The following is a 1,165-nucleotide window of genomic DNA, read 5'->3' on the forward strand; positions in this document are numbered from 1 at the left end:
CTATAATTTCATCGTTACAATAAACTGGGTTTGAATTAATTAATACGAACAAATCTGGACGTGGCTGATGGAACTTAGCAATTATGCTTTTTCCGTCATGTAATGATTGCAGAATTTCTAAATCTTTATAATCAAAAAAACGGGTAATGGGTTGTCCGATAATTTCATTATGGTTCACTGAAAAAATCTTTTCAGCGCCATCTGTCCAAGTACGAACGCATTCTTTATCGTCGATGACTGTAACAGAAGAATCAGACGTTTGAATAACAGTGTTATAAAAAGCTAGTAGTTCATTGTAATACTTATAAAGAAATGGAATCATTTGCTGAGCAGTTATACAGCATAAAGGCTCTTGATTTTCTTTAATGATGACAACGGCTAGTTCATGAGAAAATGCGTCGATTAAAGTAGTGAAAGATTCATCTTCATATATAACTGCGCACCTCCATTCCTCAGTAGGTGAATGGAGGTAATAAAATTTTTCACCTACCTGTTTCATGCGCTTAACGATACTTGTACAATCAATTGACAAAATTTTTATTAACTCTTTTATTGTTGGGAATGAAAATGCCATATTGCCCTCCTATTATGTATAAAAATTTAGACAGTGATAAAGAAATAATACACCTATTTACGATAAATTTAAAATATTTTTACAAATAAAAATTATTTCATATAAATAGTTCTGTATGTAGAGTTGGCACACCAATTGCATAAATAAAAAGTGAGAGATTTAGGAGAAAGGAGGAGTGCTATATATGAGGCACTGTGACGTTTTAATAATAGGCGGTGGAATTATAGGATGTTCTATCGCTTATTACACTTCAAAATACGGAAGAGACGTAACAATCATCGAAAAAGGAGAATTTGTCAGTGGGACGTCTTCACGGTGTGACGGGAACATTTTGGCGATTGATAAAGACCCAGGGTTTGATAGTCAAATGTCGTTAGTAAGTCAAAAATTAGTAACAGAATTAAGTGAAGAGTTGGAGCATTCATTTGAATATAGGGCACCAGGAAGCATTCTCGTTTGCGAATCAGACGAAGAGATGGAAGCAGCACAGCAATGGGTGAATCGTCAAAAAGCAGTGGGTTTACCGTTTCGAATGCTAGATAGGCAAGATATAAGAGAAGAATCACCATTTTTTGCGGATGATTTATTAGG

At 34.5% G+C, this 1,165-nt stretch carries 2 protein-coding genes; one reads left to right on the forward strand and one right to left on the reverse strand.

Annotated elements, in window-relative coordinates; translation table 11 throughout:
- The coding region (locus tag AC1DJR_RS30630; RefSeq protein ID WP_477004327.1) for a PAS domain-containing protein at nucleotides 1-574 on the reverse strand (574 nt) is incomplete at its 3' end.
- Between the two features lie 184 nt (nucleotides 575-758).
- On the opposite strand from AC1DJR_RS30630, the gene AC1DJR_RS30635 reads away from it, so the two are divergent.
- Nucleotides 759-1,165, forward strand: a 407-nt coding sequence (locus AC1DJR_RS30635) for an NAD(P)/FAD-dependent oxidoreductase (protein ID WP_477004328.1), incomplete at its 3' end; no start/stop codon positions are given.

This window comes from Bacillus sp. 05T31 (assembly GCF_056396725.1).